Annotated in this window: 20 protein-coding genes; 7 read left to right on the top strand and 13 right to left on the bottom strand. The window is 59.8% G+C overall.

Annotated elements, in window-relative coordinates; genetic code table 11:
- Nucleotides 1–11 precede the first annotated feature (11 nt).
- Nucleotides 12–1,118, bottom strand: coding sequence for a bifunctional 3,4-dihydroxy-2-butanone-4-phosphate synthase/GTP cyclohydrolase II (gene ribBA, locus AC6CIA_RS06990; RefSeq protein WP_498311227.1), 1,107 nt, complete (start codon nt 1,116–1,118; stop codon nt 12–14).
- 70 nt (nt 1,119–1,188) lie between these two features.
- Here ribBA and AC6CIA_RS06985 point away from each other — a divergent pair, with 70 nt between their 5' ends.
- Entirely contained in the window at nt 1,189–1,482 is a 294-nt protein-coding gene (locus tag AC6CIA_RS06985) for a DUF1330 domain-containing protein (RefSeq protein WP_498311226.1), read from the top strand.
- Nucleotides 1,483–1,887: 405 nt separating this feature from the next.
- Here the strand turns inward: AC6CIA_RS06985 and AC6CIA_RS06980 are convergent, their stop codons facing one another.
- Genes AC6CIA_RS06980 through AC6CIA_RS06950 form a run of 7 tightly spaced genes read right to left on the bottom strand, consistent with a single transcriptional unit; the run spans nt 1,888 to nt 7,078 of the window.
- Nucleotides 1,888–2,451 (bottom strand): NUDIX hydrolase, encoded by a 564-nt coding sequence (locus AC6CIA_RS06980; RefSeq protein ID WP_084381730.1) that lies wholly within the window; start codon nt 2,449–2,451, stop codon nt 1,888–1,890.
- Nucleotides 2,452–2,453: 2 nt separating this feature from the next.
- Complete coding sequence (locus tag AC6CIA_RS06975) at nt 2,454–3,206, bottom strand: GntR family transcriptional regulator (RefSeq protein ID WP_084381729.1); 753 nt, start codon at nt 3,204–3,206, stop codon at nt 2,454–2,456.
- A gap of 23 nt (nt 3,207–3,229) precedes the next feature.
- Entirely contained in the window at nt 3,230–3,619 is a 390-nt protein-coding gene (locus AC6CIA_RS06970; protein WP_084381728.1) for a carboxymuconolactone decarboxylase family protein, read from the bottom strand.
- Nucleotides 3,620–3,632: 13 nt separating this feature from the next.
- Nucleotides 3,633–4,118 carry a flavin reductase family protein gene (locus tag AC6CIA_RS06965; RefSeq protein WP_498311225.1) on the bottom strand — a complete coding sequence of 162 codons (486 nt, stop codon included), beginning with the start codon at nt 4,116–4,118 and terminating at the stop codon, nt 3,633–3,635.
- A gap of 12 nt (nt 4,119–4,130) precedes the next feature.
- A complete protein-coding gene (locus tag AC6CIA_RS06960; RefSeq protein ID WP_084381726.1) occupies nt 4,131–5,612 on the bottom strand; it encodes an aldehyde dehydrogenase in 1,482 nt (493 codons plus the stop codon).
- Nucleotides 5,609–6,442: an alpha/beta fold hydrolase gene (locus AC6CIA_RS06955; RefSeq protein WP_498311224.1), complete on the bottom strand. Its 834-nt coding sequence runs from the start codon at nt 6,440–6,442 to the stop codon at nt 5,609–5,611. The genes AC6CIA_RS06960 and AC6CIA_RS06955 overlap by 4 nt, the downstream gene beginning before the upstream one ends.
- A 45-nt stretch (nt 6,443–6,487) precedes the next feature.
- Nucleotides 6,488–7,078, bottom strand: coding sequence for an amino acid synthesis family protein (locus tag AC6CIA_RS06950; RefSeq protein WP_339530037.1), 591 nt, complete (start codon nt 7,076–7,078; stop codon nt 6,488–6,490).
- 150 nt (nt 7,079–7,228) lie between these two features.
- On the opposite strand from AC6CIA_RS06950, the gene AC6CIA_RS06945 reads away from it, so the two are divergent.
- The 6 genes from AC6CIA_RS06945 to AC6CIA_RS06920 all read left to right on the top strand — a co-directional run bounded on the left by AC6CIA_RS06945 (nt 7,229) and on the right by AC6CIA_RS06920 (nt 21,966).
- Nucleotides 7,229–7,432 (top strand): hypothetical protein, encoded by a 204-nt coding sequence (locus tag AC6CIA_RS06945; protein WP_498311223.1) that lies wholly within the window; start codon nt 7,229–7,231, stop codon nt 7,430–7,432.
- Nucleotides 7,433–7,449: 17 nt separating this feature from the next.
- On the top strand, nt 7,450–8,250 hold the full coding sequence (locus AC6CIA_RS06940) for a response regulator transcription factor (protein ID WP_498311222.1): 801 nt from the start codon (nt 7,450–7,452) through the stop codon (nt 8,248–8,250).
- Entirely contained in the window at nt 8,247–10,655 is a 2,409-nt protein-coding gene (locus AC6CIA_RS06935; protein ID WP_498311221.1) for a hybrid sensor histidine kinase/response regulator, read from the top strand. Before AC6CIA_RS06940 ends, AC6CIA_RS06935 begins: the two co-directional genes overlap by 4 nt.
- On the top strand, nt 10,645–13,032 hold the full coding sequence (locus AC6CIA_RS06930; RefSeq protein WP_498311220.1) for a TonB-dependent receptor: 2,388 nt from the start codon (nt 10,645–10,647) through the stop codon (nt 13,030–13,032). Before AC6CIA_RS06935 ends, AC6CIA_RS06930 begins: the two co-directional genes overlap by 11 nt.
- A gap of 228 nt (nt 13,033–13,260) precedes the next feature.
- Nucleotides 13,261–15,009, top strand: coding sequence for a ShlB/FhaC/HecB family hemolysin secretion/activation protein (locus tag AC6CIA_RS06925; protein WP_498311504.1), 1,749 nt, complete (start codon nt 13,261–13,263; stop codon nt 15,007–15,009).
- Nucleotides 15,010–15,048: 39 nt separating this feature from the next.
- On the top strand, nt 15,049–21,966 hold the full coding sequence (locus tag AC6CIA_RS06920) for a YDG domain-containing protein (protein WP_498311219.1): 6,918 nt from the start codon (nt 15,049–15,051) through the stop codon (nt 21,964–21,966).
- Between the two features lie 689 nt (nt 21,967–22,655).
- Here AC6CIA_RS06920 and AC6CIA_RS06915 read toward each other — a convergent pair.
- From AC6CIA_RS06915 to AC6CIA_RS06895, 5 genes are all read right to left on the bottom strand, one after another.
- Nucleotides 22,656–22,727, bottom strand: coding sequence for an RHS domain-containing protein (locus AC6CIA_RS06915; RefSeq protein ID WP_422630773.1), 72 nt, complete (start codon nt 22,725–22,727; stop codon nt 22,656–22,658).
- Nucleotides 22,728–22,768: 41 nt separating this feature from the next.
- Nucleotides 22,769–23,029 carry a PAAR domain-containing protein gene (locus tag AC6CIA_RS06910; protein WP_498311503.1) on the bottom strand — a complete coding sequence of 87 codons (261 nt, stop codon included), beginning with the start codon at nt 23,027–23,029 and terminating at the stop codon, nt 22,769–22,771.
- A 184-nt stretch (nt 23,030–23,213) separates the two neighbouring features.
- Nucleotides 23,214–23,573: a hypothetical protein gene (locus tag AC6CIA_RS06905; RefSeq protein ID WP_498311218.1), complete on the bottom strand. Its 360-nt coding sequence runs from the start codon at nt 23,571–23,573 to the stop codon at nt 23,214–23,216.
- 1 nt (nt 23,574) lies between these two features.
- On the bottom strand, nt 23,575–23,898 hold the full coding sequence (locus AC6CIA_RS06900) for an RHS repeat-associated core domain-containing protein (RefSeq protein WP_498311217.1): 324 nt from the start codon (nt 23,896–23,898) through the stop codon (nt 23,575–23,577).
- On the bottom strand, nt 23,810–24,210 hold a 401-nt coding region (locus AC6CIA_RS06895; protein ID WP_498311216.1), incomplete at its 5' end, for a hypothetical protein. The genes AC6CIA_RS06900 and AC6CIA_RS06895, both read right to left, overlap by 89 nt.

The raw sequence follows: 24,210 nt of genomic DNA, 5'->3' as shown, positions 1-24,210 counted from the left end.
GGTTTCCAGGGTCAAATGAAGGCAATACTCTCCACTACTTCCAGGTCGTAGCCGGTCAAGCCTGCGTATTTCAACGGAGGGCCGAGGTGGCGCAACTTGCCCACGCCGAGGTTTTGCAGGATCTGTGCGCCGGTGCCTACTTCAGAATAGATGCGGGACTGCGAACGACTGAACTGGCGAGGTGCCTGGGTCAGCTGCGGCACCCGCTCCAGCAGGGCTTGGGAGGACTCGTGATTGGCCAGCACCACCACCACGCCACTGCCTTCAGCGGCGACGCGTTGCAAGGCGGCCCACAACGTCCAGTTGGATGGGCCACTGTAGTCGGCGCCCACCAGATCGCGCAGTGGATCAATCACATGCACCCGCACCAGGGTCGGTTCCTCGCGGCGCACCTGGCCCATGACCATCGCCATATGCACGCCGCCGTCGATACGGTCTTCAAAGGTAATCAGGCGGAAGGTACCGTGTACGGTCGGCAGCTCGCGTTCGCCGATGCGCGTCACCGTGCGTTCGGTGCTGAGGCGGTAGTGGATCAGGTCAGCGATGGTGCCGATCTTGATCCCGTGTCTGCGCGCGAATACTTCCAGGTCCGGCCGGCGAGCCATGGTGCCGTCGTCATTCATCACTTCGACGATCACCGAGGCCGGGATGTGCCCGGCCAGGCGTGCCAGGTCGCAGCCGGCTTCAGTGTGGCCGGCGCGGGTCAACACGCCACCGTCCTTGGCGCGCAACGGGAAAATATGCCCCGGTTGCACGATGTCGGCAGGACCGGCATCGATGTCGACGGCTGCTGCCACAGTGCGTGCGCGGTCAGCGGCGGAGATGCCAGTGGTGACACCTGTGGCCGCTTCGATGGACACGGTAAACGCTGTGCCGAACACGCTGGCATTACTCGGCACCATCTGTTCCAGGCCGAGGCGCTGGCAGTGTTCATCGGTGAGGGTCAGACAGATCAGGCCCCGTGCTTCGCGAGCCATGAAGCTGATACTTTCGGCGGTGCAGCAGGCGGCGGGCTGCAACAGATCACCTTCGTTTTCCCGGTCTTCATCGTCGACCAGCAGCACCATTTTGCCCTGGCGGTAGTCTTCGATGATTTCTGCAATGCTGTTGAAGGCCATGTGGAGGTGCTCAAGTTGTTGGTTGTATGTATTATGGTATACCACAAAACTTAAGCAAGAGGATGTCGCGATGAAGGCCTACTGGATTGCCCATGTAGATATTTCCGATGCCGAGCAATACACCCACTACACCCAGCGCGCACCGGCTGCGTTCGCGCTGTACGGCGGTCGGATCCTCGCCAGGGCCGGCCGCAGCACCGCGCTGGAAGGCGGGCGCACGCCGCAGCGTAGCGTGGTGATCGAGTTCGACAGTTACGAGCAGGCCGTGGCGTGTTACGAGTCCGAGCTGTATCAGCAGGCGAAGCGCCATCGCGAGGGTGTGGCCCAGGCGCAGGTGATCATTGTGGAAGGCGTGGCGCCCTGACGGCGCGCGCCGAACACCATCCTGTAGATAGGGGGCTTGTCTGTGGCAGTGGGGCTTGTCCTGTGGCAGTGGGGCTTGTCTGTGGCAGTGGGGCTTGTCCTGTGGCAGTGGGGCTTGTCCTGTGGCGAGGGGGCTTGTCTGTGGCAGTGGGGCTTGTCCTGTGGCGAGGGGGCTTGTCCCCCGTTGGGCTGCGAAGCAGCCCCAATAAAGTAGAATGCGGCGTATCGGGCACTCCTCTGCGGCTGGTCTGGGGGCTGCTGCGCAGCCCAACGGGGGACAAGCCCCCTCGCCACAGGACAAGCCCCTCGCCACAGGACAAGCCCCTTGCCACAGGACAAGCCCACTCTGTTTACAGGCAAGCCCCCACAGACAATTTCTCTACCACAGGTAGATCGCCGTGCAGCCTCAGCGGATGAAGTGAATCTTGCCGCTGTCGTCGTTGCCGATGTAGATGCCGTAGACCCCGGCCTGGCGCTCTTCGATATAGCGTTCGAGGATTTGCCGGATGGCCGGGTAATAGATGCTGTCCCAGGGAATATCCTCGGGGGCGAAGAATTTGTAGTCGAGGGTTTCCGGGCCGAACTGGCCGGTGATCTCCTGCGCGATGGCGCGGAAAATGATGTACACCTCGCTGATCTTCGGCACGCTGAAGATCGAGTAGGGCGAGAGTATCTCGGCACGCACGCCGCTTTCCTCCCAGACTTCGCGCAGCGCCGCCTGTTCGGTGGTCTCGCCGCCCTCCATAAAACCTGCCGGCAGCGTCCAGGTGCCCGGGCGTGGGGGGATCGCACGTTGGCACAGCAGGTATTTACCGTCCTGCTCGATGATGCAGCCGGCGATGATTTTCGGATTGACGTAGTGAATATGGCCGCAGCCACGGCACATCAGGCGCTCATGCGTATCGCCCGGTGGCAACTGGTGACCGAGGTCACTGCTGCCGCAGCAAGGGCAAAAGCGCGGGCTGAACATGCTCAGTGACCTATGCGTGGTTCTTTGAGCGCGATCGGCAGGGTGATGTCCGGAATCTTGCCGGTCTCTTCCTGTTTGCGCTTGAGGTAATCCAGCGCGACGGCTGCTGCCGCGCGCACGTGATCGACGCAGGCCTGGTGGGCGGCGAGTGGGTCGCCACTCTTGATCGCCTGCACCATGCGCTCCATTTCCTGGTTGCTGCTGCCGCGACGGTTCTCCTGGGACACCGAGGTTGCCCGCAGGTAGCTGATGCGTGCCTGCAACTGCCGCAATTGGGTGGCGGCGATATGGTTGCCGGAGCCTTCGAGCAATACGTCGTAGAAGCCTTGCACCGAGTCGATGACCTGTTGCAGTTCGCCATCCTTGAGGGACTTGCGGTTTTCCTCGAGGGCCTTTTCCAGGGCCTTGATGTCTTTTGCCTTGGCGCGCAGGGTGAACAGCTGCACGATCAAGCCTTCGAGTACGCAGCGCAGTTCATAGATATCGACGGCATCGGCCAGGGTGATCACTGCCACTTGCGGGCCTTTGGCGTCGGCGAACTCTACCAGGCCTTCCGACTCCAGGTGGCGCAAGGCTTCGCGCACCGAGGTGCGACTGACGCCCAGGCGATCACACAGGTCGCGTTCCACCAGGCGATCGCCCGGCAAGAGCTGGAAGTTCATGATGGCGCTTCGCAGTTTTTCCAGCACGATTTCGCGCAGCGTAACCGGGTTGTGATTGACCTTGAAGCTGTCGTCGAGTGGCAGGCGTTTCATGGGGGCTGCTCTGAATGAAGCGGTTAACTGGAGGCCTCGGCGTCGGCTTCGGCGAAGGCTTCCCGGGCCAGCCGGAAACTGTCTACGGCCGCGGGAACCCCACAATAAATGCCAACCTGAAGCAGAATTTCGCGTATTTGTTCACGACTCAGTCCGTTACGCAAGGCGCCACGTATATGCAGCTTGAGTTCGTGGGGCCGATTGAGGGCCGAAATCATCGCCAAGTTTATCATGCTGCGTTCTTTAAGCGACAAACCCTCGCGGCCCCACACATGGCCCCAGCAGTACTCGGTGACCATCTCCTGCAGCGGCCGGGTGAAATCGTCGGCGTTCTCGAGCGAGCGCTTCACGTAAGCCTCGCCCAGCACCTGGGTGCGGATTTTCAAGCCTTGTTCATACTTGTCGTTGCTCATCGTTCAACGCTCCTCAAGCCAGGGTGGGCAGCGGGCCCAGTTTGCCTTTGTGGTAGATCATCGGCGTGACGGGTTGCTCGGGCAGGATCAGATGCTTCACCGCGCCAACGATGATCGCGTGATCCCCGCCGTCGTATTCGCGCCACAGCTCGCACTCGATGATCGCCGTGGCCTTGGTCAGCAATGGATTGCCCAGCTCGCTCAGGTGCCACTCGATGCCCTTGGCTTTCTCCTTGCCCTTGCTGGCGAATGCATAGGCTTCGGCGGTCTGGTCGGCGGACAGCAAGTGAATCGCGAAGCGCTTGCTGTCGCGCAGGATCGGGTAGGTGTCCGAGGCGTAGTTTGGGCAGAACAGCACCAGCGCCGGGTCGATCGACAGCGCGCTGAACGCACTGGCGGTGATGCCGACGATGCCGCCGTCCGGGTCGAGGGTGGTGACCACCGTGACGCCCGAAGGAAACGAGCTCATGACGTCTTTGTAAATGCCGGGTTCGATCATGGTTCTGGACTCTTAGCGCATCACAAAAGGATCAGGCATGGGCGCCTGGGAGAGATTGATCCACACCGTCTTCAGTTCGGTGTAGGCCAGCACCGAATCGATGCCGCTTTCGCGTCCGTAGCCGCTGTTCTTGAAACCGCCGATGGGCGCCATGGCGGACACGGCACGGTAGGTGTTGACCCAGATGATCCCCGAGCGCACATCCCGCGCCAGGCGGTGGGCGCGGCCCAGGTCGCGGGTCCAGATGCCGGCGGCAAGGCCGAACTGCGAGTCGTTGGCGATCGCCAGTGCTTCGGCTTCATCCTTGAAGCGAATGACCGAGGCCACCGGGCCGAACACTTCTTCCTGCATGATTTTCATCGAGTTGCGGTCGCACTCGAACAGAGTCGGCTCGTAGAACCAGCCTTCGCCCAGATCCTGTGGCCGCTTGCCGCCCATGCGCAGGCGGGCACCTTCGGCGATGGCGTCCGCCACCAGGCCTTCGACCACCGCGAGCTGTTGTGCCGTGGCCATGGGACCCATTTCGCTGGCATCTTCCTGGGGGTTACCGATGCGGATGCGCCGGGCGCGTTCGACCAGGCGGTCAACGAACTCATCGTAGATTTCATCCTGCACCAGCAAGCGCGAACCGGAGACGCAACTCTGTCCGGACGCCGCATAGATACCGGCAATCGCACCATTGATGGCGCTGTCGAGATCGGCGTCGGCAAAGATGATATTCGGTGATTTACCCCCCAGTTCCAGTGACAGCTTGGCGAAGTTCTCGGCGCTGCTGCGCACCACATGGCGCGCGGTGGCCGCGCCGCCGGTGAAGGCGATCTTGCGTACCAGTGGGTGGCGGGTGAGGGCGGCACCGGTACTCGGGCCGTAGCCGGTGACCACGTTGACCACGCCCGCCGGGATACCGGCTTGCAGGGCCAGGCGCGCCAGCTCGAGAATGCTCGCCGAGGCGTGTTCCGAGGGTTTGATGACGATGGTATTGCCCGCCGCCAAAGCCGGCGCGAGTTTGATCGCGGTCAGGTACAGCGGGCTGTTCCATGGGATGATCGCGGCCACCACGCCCATGGCTTCGTGCACGGTGTAGGCGAACAGGTCCGGCTTGTCGAGGGGCAGGGTGCCGCCTTCGAGCTTGTCCGCCAGGCCCGCGGTGTAGTGAAAGAACTCCGGCAGGTAGCTGACCTGGCCGCGGGTTTCACGGATCAATTTGCCGTTGTCGCGGCTTTCCAGTTGCGCCAGTTGCTCCTTGTTGTCGGCGATCAGATCACCGAGGCGGCGCAACAGCTTGCCCCGCGCGGTGGCGGTGAGACCACGCCAGGCCGGGCTGTCGAAGGCGGTTTGTGCAGCTTGCACGGCGCGCTCGACATCCGCTTCATCGGCGTCGGGCAGTTGTGCCCAAGGCTGGGCCAACGCGGGGTTGAGACTGTCAAAGGTCTTGCCGGACAGGGCATCGACCCATTCACCGCCGATGCACATCTGGAAGCGTTCAAGCGTCATGCCACGATCCCCTTTATTGGATGTTGTTGGGCGTGTGCCGTTTCAAGAAAATCCAGCAGCAGCTGGTTGACCAGACGCGGCGATTCGACCGGCATCATATGCCGTTGCTCGGCCAGCACCGCGACGGTAGCACCGGGGATGCGGTCGGCCAATTGCCGGGCCATCTGCGGTGTCGAGCCGGGGTCCAGTTCACCGGTGGCGACCAGGGTTGGCGCCTGGATGCTGCCTAGGTCGTCAGCGCGGTACATGTCCTGGGTGGCAAACAATTCGTAGGTGGTCAGGTAACCCTGCGGATCGTTGCCCGCCAAGGTCTGGCGCAAAGCCGCGATTTGCGCCGGGTTGGCCGCCTGGTACTCGCGGCTGAACCAACGGGACAGTGCGGCTTCGGCATTCGCGTCTGGCCCGTGTTCGGCTGCCTGGGCAGTGCGGGCGATCACGCCGGCACGCTGCTCGGGGCTGCGGTTGAACACGCTGTTGAGCACCACCAGGCTTTGCAAGCGTTGCGGGTAATGCAAGGCAAACGCCCGTGCGACCAGCCCCCCCATGGAGAACCCGATCACCGTCGCCTTGGGTAATTGCAGGTAATCGAGCAGCTCCAGCAGTTGATCGGCATAACCGAGCAGCGGGGTGCCGGCGGTCGGGCGTGGGCTGGCGCCATGACCGAGCATGTCATAGCTGATCACGCGGTACTGCGTGGCCAGGCCAACGACCTGGCCGCCCCACATTTCTTTATTCAGGCCCACGCCGTGGATCAAAACCACAGGCTGGCCTTGGCCGGTCGCCAGATAACTGGTACCAGCCGGGGTGCGTTCAGCGATGAGCCGAATCATGGAGCGCTCCTGCATACCTTTTTTATTGGGATAACTCGCTTGGGTTTACTGGGCCTTTTCGGCGGCCAGTTCTTCCAGGTCGATATAGCGGTTACCGATCCGTGGATGCAGGCGACCGCCATCCGCGCAACCCAGCACCACGACAACCTCGTCGGCGCGCGGAGCGTCTTCGATTTGCATTTCCAGGGTGATGTAGTGCGAGCGCAGCCCTTCGTCGTCCTTGTGCATCATCGGAATCTGGATCGAGGTCCCCGGGCCGCCGCGCTTGTTGGTGAAGCTCAGGTAGCTCTTGGCCTTGACCGCTTCACGGTAGTGGTTGCCGAAACGCAAGGTATGGATGATCGCCGAGGCATGCTCGATCTCGCCATCGGCGCCCACCACGGCCGCCTTGCCGTAGGCCTCGATCTTGTCGGCGCCGCCGATGATGCTCACCAGGCGCTCGACCATCAACGCACCGAGGTCGGAGCAGTTGGCACGGATTTCCGGCTTCAGGTCTTCGACGAAACCACGACCCAGCCATGGGTTTTTCAACACAACAGCCAGGCCGACCATGGTCACCGGCGTGTCCGAGGCTTTGCCGCCTTCGATAAAGGTTTCTTCTACATAGCTGACGATCTTGCGGATTTCGAAACTCATGGCTGCTCCAGCTGGATGTGAGTGGGTCTGTGTATGATGGTATACCATAATACCTTAAGTGCAAGTGTCAACAATCAGCGGAGGTGGTTTGCAGCGACAAAAGGTTGGTCGGGCCTGCATGTGCGGACCTGACAGGAGCAGGATTTCTATGTGGAACTGAAAGCACAGGTTTCAGTGTCTTTTATGATTCCGTTACCCGCGGCAACGCCGCGCGCGTTCGATTTTGCCAAGAAGGGCGGGGAGCCAGAGGGGCGTCGCACGGTTAGTGCGGGCATTTACTTTGGTTATATTTATTCGTTCAAGAATGCTCTGTATGCTGCCGTCACTAATAAAACTAAACATGCTGATAGATGAGACGCCAGGAAGGATCGATGCAGGTCAATGCTGTTTCACCCTGTACCAAACCCCATGTCTTGATTATCGACGACAGTGTCAGCGAAGTTCGACCGTTGCTGCAGTTATTGCAGACACAGCCCTGGCGACTTTCTTTCGCCAGTGATCCCCACCAGGGCTATCAGCGCGCACTGACGCTGCGTCCCGATCTGATTCTGCTCGATGTCCGAATGCCGAAAATGAGCGGGTTCACCCTGTGCCGATTGCTGCGCGAAGCAGCGGCTACGCGCAGCACGCCAGTGATCTTCCTGACCTCTTCCAGCACCCTGGAGGAGCGGCTCGAGGGTTTTGCCCTGGGGGGTGTGGACTACGTGCTCAAACCTTTCGAACCCCATGAAGTCCTGGCGCGAATTCGCCTGCACCTGCAACTGACGCGGCGTGGGGAAGCGGCCGAGGCGCTGCCTGCCGAACTCGCGACGCCGGCTGATGCGGAGCAGATTGTGCTGCAGGCGGCCATGCGCTATATCGGGCAGAACCTGGAAGTGCTGCCATCCCTGGCCGACATTGCCTTGACGGTAGGGACCCACGAAAAACGACTGTCTGGCATATTTCGCGCGCGCCTCGGCACCACGGTCTTTGGTTATATCCGCGAGGCACGCCTGCTCCGGGGACAGGAGCTGCTGTTGAGCGGTTCGATGAACATGCAGGACATAGCCGAAGAAATAGGCTTCAAAAGTGCCGCAAACTTTGCCACTGCGTTTCGCGAGAGATTCGCAATGACCCCCAGCCAGTTCAGGCAGCAGGCACAGGGAACGCAGGATGCTGGTGGGCGTACGTGACCTTCTGGATTCGTCTGTTGCTTCTATTTATAAGCGGCATGGGAGCAGGGCAAGCCGCACCCACAGTCGTGGACGCGTGCCGATCAGATCGCCAGGCGCTGACCCCCTCGGCGCAAGTGTTGCAAGACACGGGTGGACAGTTGACTGCCGCGCAAGTGTTGGCGGTGCCTGGCGAACGCTTTCACCCCATGGATACATGGGCGCGTCCTGACTATTCCGGTGCCGCGTTCTGGTTGCGGTTGACCCTTCGGAATGCGGCGAGCGGCAGTTGTACCCAGTGGCTGACCGTAGGTGAGCCGCGCCTGCAGAACATTCAAATGCACGTGCTGCGCGCCTCCGGCGAGCAAGTGCTGCGGGCTGGCGCCGACTACCCGCTGGACCAGTGGCCGATGCCCTTTCGACAGCCGGTGTTTCCCTTGCAATTGCAGGAAGGCGAGCAGGTTACGCTGCTGATCCGGATTGCCAGTGACTCATTGCTGCTGATAGACCCGCAACTGTGGTCCGATCGTGGTTTGCTGGAAACGCGCCAATACGTCGACCTGGTGGACGGCATCGCGCTGGGCATCGTATTTGTGTTCGTGCCATTCAGCCTGCTCGTGGGTTGGATAGTGCGCTCGCAGTTATTGCGTGTGCATGCGGGGTTGCTGTTGAGCTACATTCTGCTGACCTGCGCCACCAACGGTTACCTCACGTTCTGGCCCGCAGCCTCGCTGCTTACCCCGCAGATATTCACCTTCTTCAGTATTGTCTCGTTCGCCTTTTTCCTGGGTTACGCGCGGGTGTTGTTGCAGGTCAGGCGCTTGCCGAAAATCCTCGGATGGCTGTTTTCGTTGCAACTGGTCGGGTTTGCCGCCAGTCGCCTGTGGGGGCTGGGGATCGATGCGCAGGACGGCGCAAAGGCCTCGCTGGTATTTCTCTATGGCATCTACGTCATTTTGCCGCTCACCCTGGCGATCGGGGTGCGCAAGGGCATTACGTTTAACCCGATGGCCTGGATCGTGGTGTTTCTGTTCGGCGTGCAATTCGTGACGCGCTATGTCCTGACCCTTTATCAGTTGCCGTGGCAGGCCCAGGCCAATCGACATGATTTGTCTTCGGCGATACCCGGCATCGTCCTGCTGGTGTGCACCTTGGTGGTCGAGGTGAGCCGTGGCCGCACCCGCGAAAGACGTGCCCTGGCGGATCTTGAGAGCCAACAGCAAGCCGAACACCAGCGCCTGGAAAATACCGTAGCGTTGCGCACCCAGCAGTTGAACGACTCCCTCCAGGCGCGCAGCTCGCTGATGGCGCGCATCAGTCACGATTTGCGCTCGCCACTGGTCACCATCATTGATTACGCGAGGATGCTCGCCAGCGATCCGGTCCGCGCAGAGCACTACAGTCATCGCATCGAAAACAGCGCGCGCCATCAATTGGAGCTGATTGACGAGCTGCTGGAGTTTTCGCGCAGCGAACTGCAGCAATTGGAACTTTCGCTGGCTGCGGGCTACCTGTATCGATTTCTCCAGCAGGTCGAAGAGGACGGGCGATTACTGGCCTCACGACAGGACAATCTGTTTGTCTGCCGTTTTGCCGAAGACCTGCCGGCGCTGGTCAGGGCCGATTACCGGCGCTTGCGTCAAGTCTTGATCAACCTGTTGGCAAACGCTTCCAAGTTCACGCGTCATGGCTGTATCACCCTTGAAGTGACCCAGCAGGCTGGCTCGGATGCTCAGCGCGCGCGTTTGCGCTTCAGCGTGACGGACACCGGCATCGGCGTCGATTCGGCAGAACTGGACCACATACTTGAACCCTTTCGGCGTGGCAGCAACGCCGGCCACTATGAAGGCAGCGGCTTGGGCTTATCCATCGTCAGTCAATTGCTGGCGCACATGGGCAGCACCCTTGAACTGCAGTCCGAGGCGCAACGTGGCAGTTGTTTCAGCTTCAGCCTGGAACTGGAGCTTGCCGGCGAAGATGAGCTGGATTCAGCCTCGGAGCAGAACAATTGGCTGGCCTTTGACGGCGAGGGCACGCGAATTCTGGTGGTCGATGATGTCAAGCTGAATCGCGACTGGCTCTACGATTTCTTGACCGGCTATGGCGTCGATGTAGCCGTTGCCGAGAATGGCGAGCGCGCGCTGGCCCTCGTCGATACAGGGTCGTTTGACCTGGTGATGACCGACCAGGCAATGCCGGTCATGGACGGCTGGGCGCTGCTGCGGCGCCTGCGAGCACAGCGTCCGGAGTTGCCCGTGCTGCTTTACTCCTCGGCGCCGCCACGACGGCCCGTCGGTTACCCGCAAACGCTGGACTTCGATACCACGTTACTCAAGCCCGCCTCCGGAAACGAGCTGATTGCAGGCATTCAGGCGCTGATCCAGCACACACTCACTGAGCGGCAGAATTCGGTCCATGAACAATAAAAAGAATCCAAGGAGCTGCCTTCCGGGTGTCCTTGCGTGGTCTTCCTGCGCGGGTCTTTTGTTATGGGGGCCGCTGGTCTGGGCCCCGTTCGCAGCGGCCGATGGCGAATCGACGGCGGCCGCGCCATCAGCGTTGGTGCTGGACGAGACGCAGGTCACTGCGCGGCATCGCCTGGAAAAGCCGCAGAACGTACCCATCGCCCTCAGCGTGCTCGACGGCCAGCAACTGGACGACAGTGGCCTGCATGACTTGCAGGGTATTCAAGAGCGAATCCCCGGGCTGGTGGTGTCGGGGCATAACGCGCGATATGCCGGTCTGGGGCTGCGAGGATTTGGCGCCACCGCCTATAACGACGGGCTGGAAAGCAGCGTCGGGGTCTTCGTCGACGGGGTTTATCTCGGTCGCTCGGGCATGGCCTTCAGCGATTTGCTCGATGTTGAGCGCGTTGAAGTGCTGCGTGGCCCGCAAGGCACGTTGTATGGCAAAAATACCAGCGCCGGGGCGATCAATATTGTCACGCGCCAGCCCACCCCTTATCTGGAGTCCAGCGCCGAAACCTCGCTGGGCAGCCATGGTTCCCGTGAATATCGCGGTGTGCTGTCAGGCCCGCTGGTAGACGAAGTGCTGATGGGGCGACTCAGCGCATCGCAAAGCACCCGTGATCCAGAGGTTGAAAACCTGCACAACGGATCGCGACTCAATGATCAGAATCGTCAGGCCCTGCGCGGTCAGCTGTTATGGGCGCCGAATGCGCGCTTCAGCGCCCGCCTGAGCGCTGATCGCGCCTGGCAGGACGAGACTGGCAATGCGTTGCTGGCGAGCCAGTACAGCCAGGAAACGCGCAATCGCGCGCGGTTCATGCGCTACACCTTGTTGCCGACGGACCCGTATCGACGCGAGACCCAACAAGATGGCTTGACCCGGACCCGGAGCCAGCAGAATGGTCTGTCGCTGGAACTCAACTGGACGCTGGATGACGAGCATGTGTTGACCAGCCTCAGCGGGTACCGCGACTGGCGTTTTCGTAATCCTCGCGATGGAGACGGCAGCGGGCTGGCGATCGCGCAAGCGGATAGCGGGCTCGATCAACGCCAGTTCAGCCAGGAATGGCGCCTGGCGGGCAAGGTCAATGATCGGCTGGATTACGTGGTCGGTCTTTATTACCTGCAACAGCACCTGGACCGCACGGTGGATGTGGACTTCGGCAAGGACGCCAGCGCCTGGTTTCTCGGTGACCGCCCGGAACTGGCGGCCTTTGGCGTGACCCGCCCGCAGCAGATTCCCGCCAGCCTGTTGAACGGCGCTGGCCAGCGTTTCGACGGCGAGCAGAAGGGCGACAGCCGTGCGGTGTTCGGCCAATACACCTGGCGTCCCCTTGAGCCTTTGGAATTGACCTTCGGTCTGCGCTACACCGAGGAGCGCAAGACCGGTTGGATTTCCCGCGAGGTCGTCAATCTTGCGCCATTGGAGCGCGATCCGATTTCGCTGGTAGGCGGGCAACTGCTGCGCAATGTCGCCTTGGGCGGCAGCTATTACCGGCGTAGCACCATTGACGAACACAATGTTTCCGGTCTGCTGGGCCTGAGCTATCGTTTCAACGAGCAGGTGCTGGGGTATGCCAGTGTGTCCCGCGGCTCGAAAGCCGGCGGCATCAATCTGGATGTGGTCAGCCCCGGTGTCAACCCGACCTATAAGGCCGAGCAGGCCACGTCGATGGAAGTCGGGGTGAAAACCCAGTTCTGGAACGATGCCGCGCGCATGAATCTCGCGCTGTATCAAACCGATGTCGATGACTATCAGGCGCTGACCTACAGTCGACCGGTCGATACGCTGTCACCGCCGCTACGCGACAACCTGTTGAACGTCGGCGCGGTGCGCCTGCGGGGTATCGAGCTGGACTTCGCCTGGCGTTTGAACGAACGCATCGACCTACGCTGGGGCACGGCGTGGAGCGATGCGCGTTATCGCGACTTCGAGAATGCACCTTGCCCGCCGGGCTCCGGGCAATGGACCTGCAACCTCAGCGGTGCGCGGCTTTATAACGCGCCCGAGTGGAACACCACGGCCGGGGTGGATTGGCGCTATCCACTGGAGGCAGGCCTGGAAGCATATTCGGGTCTGGACTACAGCCTGCGAAGCGGCTACCAGGGCACCCTCGAAGGCGGTCCCGGCAGCTATCAGCCAGGCTACGGGTTGGCGAATCTGCGCGTCGGCCTGCGCGACCATGAGCGCAGCTGGAGCGTTGAAGGCTGGGCGCGCAACCTGTTCGACAAGCAGTACATCACCGCCGTGTATTCCTTATTGGGGGCCGGCGACTATGGCGTGCTGCCCGGTGATCCGAGGACCGTCGGCCTGACGCTCAACGTCCGCCACTGATTGCCGTCACTGGGCGCGCTCGGAAATCCTGAGCGTGCGCCGTGGGCCGTTGCTCGATTTTGCAGGCTTATTGAGCTGTATCCGCTCCAGCAAAATATTTATTCCGTCATTCAAAGATGCTGTTGTGCGGCGCCTGGAAAACTGTGCGCCGTACATTTTCCGTTCCATGTCGGTGCGGACAGTTTTCCAACGGAGTAACTAACGATGCGCAATTCTCACAGGGACTCGATGTATGTGAGCAGGCATCTGCTGCAGTGGACGATCGCTCTGGTCGGTTCGACTGCCGCCCCCTTAAGTCTGGCACTGACGATTCCGGATGCCGGGCAATTGCTCAACGAGCAGCAGCAGACCGTCCCTACCGAGCGTCGATCGACCCAGCCGCCACCGGCATTCGAAATCCCGTCGGACGCCTCGTCGGTGAAAGACTCAGGATTGCGCGTCAAGCTCAATGCCATTCGTTTCAGCGGTGATACCGAACTGGCCGACCACGAGAATCTGCATGCATTGGTTGCGCCTGTCCTGGGCAAGACCCTCGACCATCCCGCGTTGCAGCGACTGGTAGAAAGCCTGACCCGTTATCTGCGCGGTCAGGGTTACGTACTTGCGCGGGCGTACTTGCCTCGCCAGGACTTGACCGAAGGTGTGCTCGAGATTGCGATTGTCCAGGGCGAACTGCAGTCAGGCGCAGAGCGTATCAAGGTCAGCGGGCAGACCCGTACGTCTGCGCAGCGCCTGCATGACATCGCCAGCGCCGCCTTGCCGGAAGGTCAGGTACTGCGTGCCCGCGAACTGGAGCGGGCGCTGCTGCTGATCAATGATCAGCCGGGCATCGTGGCCCACTCGGCCTTGGATCGTGGTGCTGAACCGGGCAGCAGCCAATTGCTGATCAATGCCACGCAAGGGCCGATCTTCAGCGGCGGCGTGTCGGCGGACAACTATGGCAACCGAAGCACCGGCACGGCGCGGGGCAATGCGCAACTCAACGTCGATGATCCCTTTGGCTTCGGCGATCGCTTGTACCTCGGGCTCAGCAAGACCACCGGCAGCTCGGTGGTGGGCGGCGGCTACAGCTTGCCGCTGAGCCCTTCGGGGTTGCGTCTGCTCGCGGCGGCTTCTTACTTGCGTTATGACGTAGACCAGGAAGTGTTCAGGCCTCTGGACCTGCGCGGTACCGCCAAGAGCGGTTCCCTGGGGTTGACGTATCCATTGATTCGTTCGCGCCTGCAAAACCTCGACGTTACCGGTACCTATGAGCGCCGGGAACTGGAAGACCGTGGGCTCGGCAGCCAACTGCGTGAGCGTACCCTGGACAACTTTACCTTTGCCCTGAGCGGCAACCGTTTCGACAGTTTCGCCGGTGGCGGCGTGACGGATGCCAGCGCCTCCTTGACCGTTGGCAAGCTCGACCTTTCAGGCAATCGCGACGATGAGCTCGCTGACCGTACCAGCGCCAAAAGCGACGGTGATTTCCATAAGGTCAACTTGCGCCTGTCGCGCCTGCAAAGCCTGGGAGCCACTGACAGCTGGACGGTGTTCGGCGCGGTGTCCACCCAATGGGCGAGCCAGAACCTCGATTCATCCGAGAAATTTCTGCTGGGCGGACCGGCGGGCGTGCGCGCTTATCCCGTTGGCGAGGCCTCGGGCGATCATGGCTGGCTGGCAACCCTGGAATTACGGCGCGATATCGATCTCGGCCTGGCGATGGCCAAGTTCCAGGCGCTGGGTTTTTTCGACACCGGCCGCATCTGGCTGCATGAAAAGCAGTGGGAGGGTTCGGTCAACAATGCCGGCAATACCAATCGTTATGACCTCAATGCCGTTGGGCTGGGCGCCAACCTCTGGGTCGGCAACTGGACGGTGCGTACCGCGGTCGCGCGCACCTTGGACAACAACCCCGGTCGCAGCCTTTCGGGCCTGGACGCGGACAGTCGCTCCAGCGACTGGCGCGCATGGCTACAAACGTCCGTGGCTTTCTGATTCCGCCTCCAGCCTCCGAACTCTCAAGAGCATTCCATTATGAAGAACGCCTCGTTGAACCATGTTTACCGTCTGGTCTGGAGCGATGCCGCCCAAGCCTATGTTGCTGTTTCCGAACACACCAATGCCCGTGGCAAGCGGGGTGGATTGATCGCCACTCTCGCGGCGCTGGGGCTATTGGGCGCGGGCCTGGCCCAGGCGGCCGATCTGCCGACCGGTGGCGCGATAGTCGGCGGCGTTGGCAGCATTTCGCAAAACGGCAACCACATGGTGATTGACCAATCCACCGGCAAGCTGGTGACCAACTGGAACAGCTTTGATGTCGGCCGTGACGCCAGCGTGACCTTCCGGCAGCCCAACAGCGCCAGCGTCGCACTCAACCGGGTGGTGGGCGGCGGCAATGCCAGCCAGATCCTCGGCAAACTGAACGCCAACGGTCAGGTCTGGCTGCTGAACCCCAACGGGGTGGTTATCGGCAAGGGTGCCCAGGTCAATGTGGGTGGGCTGGTCGCCTCTTCGTTGAAGATCAGCGATGAAGACTTTCTGGCGGGCAAAACGACATTGCGCGACGGTGCGGGTGCCGGCTTGGTGAGTAACCAGGGGCGCATCACTACCGCAGAAGGTGGCGTTGTCGCACTGATCGGGCCACACGTCAGCAACAGCGGCGTGATCCACACGCCAGGCGGCAGCACGGCGCTTGCGGCGGGCGATAAAGTCAGCCTGGACTTCAATGGCGACGGCCTGGTCAGCGTGAACGTCGACCGTGGCGTGCTGGACGCGCTGGTCCAGAACAGCGGCCAGATCAGCGCCGATGGAGGACTGGTGACGCTGAGCGCACGCTCGGCCGATGCCGCCATCAGCAGTGTGGTAAACAACACCGGCCTCATCGAAGCCAAGGGCATGCTTGAGCGCAATGGCCGTATTTTGCTGGACGGCGACGACCAGGGCGGCTCGACCCAGGTGGCTGGCGTGCTGGATGTGTCTTCGCAGCAGGGTAAGGGTGGCGACATCGTAATCACCGGCGAGCAGATTGCGCTGACTGGCGCTGCGCTGGATGCCAGCGGTACCCTCGGCGGCGGCACCGTGAAAGTAGGCGGCGGCTGGCAAGGTAAGGACGCCGGCGTGGCCAATGCGCGCAAGGTCACAGTGGATGCACGTACGTCGGTGCGTGCGGATGCGACAAGCCGGGGCGACGGCGGTACCGCCGTGTTCTGGGCGGATGACAGCACGCGCTTCGCCGGTACGGTCTCGGTACGTGGCGGTGCGCAGAGCGGCAACGGCGGCAAAGTCGAGGTTTCCGGCAAACAGACGCTGCAGTACAGCGGCATTACCGACGCGCGCGCCAGTCACGGGCGTACCGGCGACCTGTTGCTTGATCCCGCGAATATCACTGTCAGCGGCGGCGGTACGGCAGGTGACGCGATTACCGGCAGTACCGTGACCGAAAAGGCATTGGAGGCCCAGACCGCCAACGTGTTGCTGCAAGCCACTGATTCCATCACCTTTGCCGATCTGACGCAAAATGGTGGCGATGGCACCATTACGATGCAGGACGATGTCAGTTTTCGGGCTGAAGCCTTGGACGGCGGCGATGCAGTGATCAGCTTCGCCAATGCGGCCAACACCCTGGAAGTATCGGGTACCGGCAGCATTTATATGCAAGCGGGGGGCACCGGGACGGGGTCGATCAGGAACTCGTTCAACCTCATTGCCCACGGAGCTGGGGCCAATCCAGCGATCGCGGACCTGCCGACGCATAATGTCTCGACTATCGGCAGCGGTGTTCCGGGGGCAGGCAGTATTACCCTGCTGGGCGCCGACGGCTTGACCATTGCCGGTGCCGTCACGACCAATGGCGGCTATGTGCGGCTGTCCAGCGACTCGGACACCGGCGGCCGGGGGGCGTTGACCATCAACACGCCGATCAACACCGCCGGCGGCAACCTGTACCTTTCCTTTGGTACAACCGCGTATGCGGAAAGTATTGCTACGCTCACGGGCGACATAACCCTGGGGGCCGGGCGGCTGTTTTTTGGTGATGCGATGGGCGCCAAGGGCCTGGGCGGATCTACGGGTGAAAAGCGCCTGGGCGGCAAGCTCAGTCTGAGTGGTGACGTCAATTTCTCTACGCCGCTGACCATGCTCGGCGGGGCATCGATTTACACGGACGGCGACATCAATTTCACCAGCAACGTCAAGCTCGATACCGGTAACGACGCACTGACTCTGCGCGCGACCAACATCGATTTCACCCAGGCCACGCTGCAGAACGTGTCGACCGCCAGCCTCAGGTTGGAGCCCTGGAATATCGCCACCAATATTTCCCTGGATGGCACCGATGGGATCGCAACGGCCAATACGCTCGGCAAGCTCGACAACATCATGAACCTGACCATCGGCCGCGCGGACGGTACCGGTACCACCACCGTGAACAACAGCGGTTTCGGTTTCAACGCCAACAACAGCCTGACCTTGCTCAACGGCAACATCCAAATTGATGGTGCCCTGCAGAACACCAGTTCGACCGGGCACGTGATCGCTCGTGCAGGCCAGGCGGATGTTGTGATCGGCAGCACGGGCAGCGTTACCGGCGAGGGCACCGGCGACGCCGTGGTCTTGAGTGCCGCGCGCAACTTCATCAATCACGCCGGCAGCGCGGCGCTGAACGCCTCCAATAGCAATGGGCGCTGGTTGACTTACTCGACCAGCCCGGACGCGGACGTGCGCGGCGGCCTGCCGCTGGATTTCAAACAGTACAACGCCCACTACGGCGATACGCTGGCGCAGTCCAGCGGAAACGGCCATATCTACACCGTCGCGCCCAAAGTCACGGTGGGCCTGACTGGCGAGGTCAGCAAAACCTACGACGGCGATGCCCATGCCACGGTGAAAGCAGATAACTTCACGGCTGCTTCGGGCGCTATCGATGGCGACGACATCAGCCTCATCATTGCCGGCTATGACACCGCAAGCTACGACAACAAAAACGCCGGCAGCGGCAAGACTGTCAGCGTAAGCGGCATCAGCCTTGGCGAAGCGCAGAACGGTGATGCCAAGGTGTATGGCTACCAGTTGGTATCCGACAGTGTCAGCGGTGACATCGGCAACATCGACAAAAAAGTCCTGATCGCGACGGCGAACGTGGCAGACAAGGTCTACGACGGCAAGACCGCGGCCAGCTTGAATAACATTCAGTTGATCGGTGTGCTCAGTGGCGATGTCGGCCAGCTGGACGTGGTGGGCACTCAGGGCAGTTTCAGCGACAAGAACGCGGGCGTCGATAAAACGGTGACGGGCAGCGGGATCAGCCTGGGTGGCGAAGAAGCGGGTAACTACAGCTTCAACACCGACGCGCAAATCGGCACCGCTACTATCGACAAGAAAACCCTGACGGCGACGGCTGATGTCTCCGACAAGGTTTATGACGGCAAGACCAACGCTAATCTGGGCAACGTCCAACTGGTCGGCGTGGTCGACGGTGATGCTGATGAACTGCTGGTTGTCGGTAATCAGGGTAGTTTCAGCGACAAGAATGCAGGCATCGATAAGTCGGTGACCGGCAGCGGGATCAGCCTGGGTGGTGAGGAGGCGGGTAACTACAGCTTCAACACCGACGCGCAAATCGGCACCGCTACCATCGACAAGAAAACCCTGACGGCGACGGCTGATGTCTCCGACAAGGTTTATGACGGCAAGACCAACGCTAATCTGGGCAACGTCCAACTGGTCGGCGTGGTCGACGGTGATGCTGATGAACTGCAGGTTGTCGGTAACCAAGGCAGCTTCATCGACAAGAATGCGGGCATCGATAAGTCGGTGACAGGCAGCGGGATCAGTCTCGGCGGTGAGGAGGCGGGCAACTACAGCTTCAACACCGGCGCGCAAATCGGTACTGCTACCATCGACAAGAAAACCCTGACGGCGACGGCTGATGTCTCCGACAAGGTCTATGACGGCAAGACCAATGCCAACCTGGGTAATGTCCAGCTGGTCGGCGTAATCGACGGTGATGCTGATGAACTGCTGGTCGTCGGCAACCAGGGCAGCTTCAGCGACAAGAATGCGGGTATCGATAAATCGGTGACCGGTAGCGGGATCAGCCTGGGTGGCGAAGAGGCGGGTAACTACAGCTTCAACACCGACGCGCAAATCGGCACCGGGACCATCGACAAGAAAACCCTGACGGCAACGGCCGACGTCTCCGACAAGGTCTATGACGGCAAGACCAACGCTAATCTGGGCAATGTCCAGTTGGTCGGCGTGGTCGACGGTGACGCTGATGAACTGCAGGTTGTCGGTAACCAAGGCAGCTTCATCGACAAAAACGCAGGCGTCGATAAGTCGGTGACCGGCAGCGGGATCAGCCTGGGTGGCGAAGAAGCGGGTAATTACAGCTTCAACACCGGCGCGCAAATCGGCACCGCTACTATCGACAAGAAAACCCTGACGGCGACGGCTGATGTCTCCGACAAGGTCTACGACGGCAAGACCAATGCCAATCTGGGCAATGTCCAGTTGGTCGGCGTAATCGACGGTGATGCTGACGAACTGTTGGTTGTAGGCAACCAAGGTAGCTTCATCAATAAGAACGCGGGCTTCGATAAGTCGGTAAACGGCAGCGGGATCAGCCTCGGCGGTGAGGAGGCGGGGAACTACAGCTTCAACACCGACGCACAAATCGGCACCGGGACCATCGACAAGAAAACCCTGACGGCGACGGCTGATGTCTCCGACAAGGTCTACGACGGCAAGACCAACGCTAATCTGGGCAATGTCCAGTTGGTCGGCGTAATCGACGGTGATGCTGACGAACTGTTGGTTGTAGGCAACCAAGGCAGCTTCATCAATAAGAACGCGGGCGTCGATAAGTCGGTGACCGGTAGCGGGATCACCCTGGGTGGCGAAGAGGCGGGTAACTACAGCTTCAACACCGACGCGCAGATCGGTACTGCTACCATCGACAAGAAAACCCTGACGGCGACGGCTGACGTCTCCGACAAAGTCTACGATGGCAAAACCAACGCCAACCTGGGCAACGTCCAACTGATCGGCGTAATCGACGGTGATGCTGATGAACTGCTGGTCGTTGGCAACCAGGGCAGCTTCAGCGACAAAAATGCGGGTATCGATAAATCGGTGACCGGCAGCGGGATCAGCCTCGGTGGTGAGGAGGCGAGCAACTACAGCTTCAACACCGATGCGCAAATCGGCACCGGGACCATCGACAAGAAAACCCTGACGGCGACGGCTGATGTCTCCGACAAGGTCTACGACGGCAAGACCAAGGCCAATCTGGGTAATGTCCAATTGGTCGGCGTGGTCGACGGTGATGCTGACGAACTGTTGGTTGTAGGCAACCAAGGTAGCTTCATCAATAAGAACGCGGGCATCGATAAGTCGGTAAACGGCAGCGGGATCAGCCTCGGCGGTGAGGAGGCGGGGAACTACAGTTTCAACACCGACGCGCAGATCGGTACTGCTACCATCGATAAGAAAACCCTGACGGCGACGGCTGACGTCTCCGACAAGGTCTACGACGGCAAGACCAACGCTAATCTGGGCAATGTCCAGTTGGTCGGCGTAATCGACGATGATGCTGATGAACTGCAGGTTGTCGGTAACCAAGGCAGCTTCATCGACAAGAATGCGGGCATCGATAAGTCGGTAAACGGCAGCGGGATCAGCCTCGGCGGTGAGGAGGCGGGTAACTACAGCTTCAACACCGACGCACAAATCGGCACCGGCACCATCGACAAGAAAACCCTGACCGCCACGGCTGACGTCTCCGACAAAGTCTACGACGGTAAAACCAACGCCAACCTGGGCAACGTCCAACTGATCGGCGTAATCGACGGTGATGCTGATGAACTGCTGGTCGTCGGTAACCAGGGCAGTTTCATCAACAAGAACGCGGGTATCGATAAATCGGTGACCGGCAGCGGGATCAGCCTCGGTGGCGAAGAGGCAGGCAACTACAGCTTCAACACCGACGCGCAAATTGGCACCGGCACCATCGACAAGAAAACCCTGACGGCAACGGTTGAAATTGCCGACAAATTGCACGACGGACGCACCACGGCGACGATTCGCGATGTGACGCTGCAAGGTGTTATTGCGGGGGACCATGTCGGGGCAGTGGGCAGTGCTGACTTCCTCACCCCGGGGGCTGGCCGTGACAAGCCTGTCACTGTGGTGGGTTTGCAATTGACCGGAGATGACCTTGCCAATTATCAGTTGGCAAGTGATCAGGTCAGCGGCAGCGCTTCGGTCGACGCGCCGCTTTACACGCCTGTTGGCCTGCTGGGCAAAACAGAAGGTGCCAACGGCACCGCCTTGACTGTGAACCAGCCGCAAACTCGTCCAGGCCAGGTTACCCCACGTTCTACCCAGCCAGTGGCTACCAGTGCCTTGGTGTCGAATGACGTGGCCACAGCGCCGGGCGCATTGGATCTCGCCGCAAGCGAGCCATTACGTGGTGGCCTGTTGACCGCAAACGGCAACGTTAGCCTGACCGTCGAAGATGGTGTTTCCATGCCCGCCGCGAAAAGCGTGTTGAATTTGTACAGTTCGCAGGTGGGCAAGGAATTGCAGGCGCAAGGGAAATACTCGGCGAGCGACATGGGTAACAACATTCTGTTGGAGAAAGTCGCATCCAGCCTGCGTAACCTGCCGAAGCTGCACGACGAAGGTGCAACTCGATCACACGGCTCGGTAGCACTAGGCACAGGTGAACTGTTGCTTATCGGTGTCAGTATGCTGAAGGACGCTACGTTGCTGGTGGAAGCGGAGCCTGTAAACCAGTCGCTTTCGAACGAGGAACTCGCGACCTATGGCCTGGCAATTGCGAAGCAGCGTCTTGGGATCACCGTCGACTCGATAAACAACGTGGTTATCGAGCATTCGCTGCGCCAGGGGGACACTTCGCAAATACAGCATTCTGGTCTGGTAAGCCGCTGATCTGTCTTAGTTGAATGCTGTTTGATTGAGTCCTGACAAAAACGCCCGATACAGTGTATCGGGCATTTTTTTAGTCTGACGCGCGTCTGTTTTGTGTATGTCTGCTCTCGCAAAAGCGCGTTCCTCCTGCAAACCAGCGGTCACCTCATTGTCCTGCAAGTCGTTAACCCGGCATCTTGGCCCGTTTGGGCGGAGATGAGTTCGTCGCCGGGCTCATCGACTGCTGAACCCATTCCCGAGAGAGTCAGCCCGCAGCGTCTCGTCCCGAGGACAGACAGAACGTTCGTGCAGGCGCTCGACGTCCTCGTAAGTCAGTTCTTGTCACGTACTTCTCCCCAGTCCCCATTGCCAACCAGTCGGCATTAACGCTCAACAAGCGTGCGATATCTTCGAGCCGCTGTTCTGGTATACCCCTCGAAAACCAGTTGTTCAGCCGCTGCGGGCTGATCCTCACAAACAGCGCGAACTCCATCGGGGCAATCCTGCATTCCTTCAACAGCGCGCGCAGACGCACACCGGAGTACTCCGCGCCAACGCTCCGAAACGTGCTTGATCTCCTTCCTGTACCTATTTCCTTTTTTTGTTCTTGGATCATTCCTTACTCCTTTATGCCGCTCCATGGGTGTTGCCAGCCTGATAATTTTTACGTCTCAGTATAAGTACCGATACCGATTGTAGTGCAGCCCACGTCAGGCGATGTCGCCGTGTTCGTCGGTCAACTCCACAGGCGTGCCGAGGTGGTCGCATTGGTACCACGCCACTGCACTGAAGCGATGCCAGCGTTAAAGAGCGAGTGGGCCGGTCAGCGATGAACGGCACCATGAGAACCGCTGGCGATCAGTGTAGCGCCGCAGGCGGTCTTCATGCCGTCCAGTGCTACGGGGATTCCGTTGACGGAATAGGTGCTGCTGCCTTCGGCAATCGGGAAGGGGCCTTTGCATAAGGGGCACATCACCAAGTTGCCTTTGCCGGCCATCGGCTTGCCGTTGAGGTTGGTGTGGGGGATGGATTCGGTGACAATACCGCCGTGGTCGGTGGTATCTCCGAGTCGAATTATTGGCATCATTTCATAGCACTCTCTCTCTGGCTGCTTGGTGAAGACGGCTGTCTCGTTCTGCTGGAGGAAATGTGGAGAAGGGCGGTTTGTTCATACTGCCTCGTCTTGTTTTTTAGATTGAAGAATTGTGGTGGTTACTGGCGATTAAGCTAATGATGTGTGCGGGCACTGGCGATAGACAATGACTAATTTAAGTGGCAAGCGTTTTGAGCCATTTAGATATTTCATTTTTAATTGATGTGAGATTTTTTTGAGCTGAAATGATGGATGTTTCATGCCCTAGTTCTGACTTTTTAGTGGTGGAAGTGGTTTTGCTGATGTTTTCATTCAGAACTATTTTTAATATGTTTCCTGTTTTTTGGTGTTTTACCGAAAATATGGGGTTGGCGTCCATAAAGGGGCTTCCATTGGAAAATGTAGTTTTATAAAAAGGAGTAATAAAGCTCTCAATATTTATGTTGTGTGAAATTGCAAGCTCGATAAAAAGTTTTTTGATGTAGCTTTCAAGTTTTTTGTATGTGCTTGGGGTGGATAGGTAGTCGTTGAACATATTATTTACCCGTAAATGCTGTTCCAGAGCTGACTTCTATATCCACACGTTCATGTGCGCCGAAGGCTTCTTCCCTAGCTCTCAAATCTTGACGGCCTAGTTTTCCCTTGAGTTCATCTAGTTTTAATTTTGCATCAGCGGCGGTAAGGGGTGAGTCTTGGTTCCAACTTACCGACTGTTCAAGTTTTGTCCCTTGAGCTTGGATTCTTCCTCTGTTGGTTGCCAGCCCGAGCGGGTCAATCCACCCAACTGGATTTGGCGCATACGCATAGACGTTGAGCCCACCCGCAAACCCAATCGGATCCTTGCCAATAAACCTTCCCACTCAAGGCCAGCAAATGGCCGCTGCCATAGGTCAACCAACTGACCCGATGGCCATCCGGTCGAGTGGTCGCGATGCGTTGGTTGAGGGCATCGTATTCATGTTTCCAGATGGCTACATGCGGTTCTTGCAGATAACGCAGGTATTGGTGCTCGCGGGTATTGTTACCGGCGCGGTCGTAGAACCATTGCAGCTTGCAGGCGGCGTTTTCGGCCAGTAGCAAATTGCCGTTGCCGTCGTAGGCGAAGGTCTCGGTCTGCCATTCGAGGCCTTCCGGTTTCCTTGAGTAAACGGCCTGCTGGATCGTATTTGAAT

The organism is Pseudomonas sp. GQ91 (assembly GCF_059758795.1).
This window is presented reverse-complemented; position numbering and strand designations above follow the sequence as displayed.

Bases quoted from the DNA above. Each gene is read 5' to 3' on its own strand.
- AC6CIA_RS06985 (WP_498311226.1), top strand. From the start codon at position 1,189: ATGAAGGCCTACTGGATTGCCCATGTAGATATTTCCGATGCCGAGCAA.
- AC6CIA_RS06955 (WP_498311224.1), bottom strand. From the start codon at position 6,442: ATGATTCGGCTCATCGCTGAACGCACCCCGGCTGGTACCAGTTATCTG.
- ribBA (WP_498311227.1), bottom strand. From the start codon at position 1,118: ATGGCCTTCAACAGCATTGCAGAAATCATCGAAGACTACCGCCAGGGC.
- AC6CIA_RS06970 (WP_084381728.1), bottom strand. From the start codon at position 3,619: ATGAGCAACGACAAGTATGAACAAGGCTTGAAAATCCGCACCCAGGTG.
- AC6CIA_RS06910 (WP_498311503.1), bottom strand. From the start codon at position 23,029: ATGCCAATAATTCGACTCGGAGATACCACCGACCACGGCGGTATTGTC.
- AC6CIA_RS06940 (WP_498311222.1), top strand. From the start codon at position 7,450: ATGCAGGTCAATGCTGTTTCACCCTGTACCAAACCCCATGTCTTGATT.
- AC6CIA_RS06920 (WP_498311219.1), top strand. From the start codon at position 15,049: ATGAAGAACGCCTCGTTGAACCATGTTTACCGTCTGGTCTGGAGCGAT.
- AC6CIA_RS06950 (WP_339530037.1), bottom strand. From the start codon at position 7,078: ATGAGTTTCGAAATCCGCAAGATCGTCAGCTATGTAGAAGAAACCTTT.
- AC6CIA_RS06965 (WP_498311225.1), bottom strand. From the start codon at position 4,118: ATGATCGAACCCGGCATTTACAAAGACGTCATGAGCTCGTTTCCTTCG.
- AC6CIA_RS06925 (WP_498311504.1), top strand. From the start codon at position 13,261: ATGTATGTGAGCAGGCATCTGCTGCAGTGGACGATCGCTCTGGTCGGT.
- AC6CIA_RS06905 (WP_498311218.1), bottom strand. From the start codon at position 23,573: ATGTTCAACGACTACCTATCCACCCCAAGCACATACAAAAAACTTGAA.
- AC6CIA_RS06980 (WP_084381730.1), bottom strand. From the start codon at position 2,451: ATGTTCAGCCCGCGCTTTTGCCCTTGCTGCGGCAGCAGTGACCTCGGT.
- AC6CIA_RS06930 (WP_498311220.1), top strand. From the start codon at position 10,645: ATGAACAATAAAAAGAATCCAAGGAGCTGCCTTCCGGGTGTCCTTGCG.
- AC6CIA_RS06975 (WP_084381729.1), bottom strand. From the start codon at position 3,206: ATGAAACGCCTGCCACTCGACGACAGCTTCAAGGTCAATCACAACCCG.
- AC6CIA_RS06960 (WP_084381726.1), bottom strand. From the start codon at position 5,612: ATGACGCTTGAACGCTTCCAGATGTGCATCGGCGGTGAATGGGTCGAT.